This is a genomic window from Klebsiella sp. 141162 (assembly GCF_050600755.1).
Classification (GTDB): Bacteria; Pseudomonadota; Gammaproteobacteria; order Enterobacterales; family Enterobacteriaceae; genus Klebsiella; species Klebsiella aerogenes.
Map to the genome: position 1 here is coordinate 1 of NZ_JAQIRI010000036.1, position 349 is coordinate 349.

A 349-nucleotide genomic window follows, 5' to 3' on the forward strand; every position below is an offset into this window, starting at 1 on the left:
TTCCCTACTCTCACATGGGGAGACCCCACACTACCATCGGCGCTACGGCGTTTCACTTCTGAGTTCGGCATGGGGTCAGGTGGGACCACCGCGCTGTCGCCGCCAGGCAAATTCTTTGTGCTCGTCCTGTGTCTTTTACGCTCATACTGCGTTGGCTGCTCTCGCGAATGTCAGTCACATACTTTAGTATGCTCCTTCCATCGCTTCGCTTGCCGCCTTGTCTCAGCGTAAAATCCTTCGGACTCTGAATCAGAGCTGAAAATCATCTCAAATCCGCCAAAACATCTTCGGCGTTGTAAGGTTAAGCCTCACGGTTCATTAGTATCGGTTAGCTCAACGTATCGCTACG

The 349-nt window shown here is 52.1% G+C and carries 1 rRNA gene; it reads right to left on the bottom strand.

Going from position 1 to position 349, the window contains the following annotated elements:
- Positions 1–107: ribosomal RNA gene (gene rrf / locus PGR23_RS24455) — 5S ribosomal RNA — on the bottom strand; the annotation flags it as partial.
- Positions 108–349 lie beyond the last annotated feature (242 nt).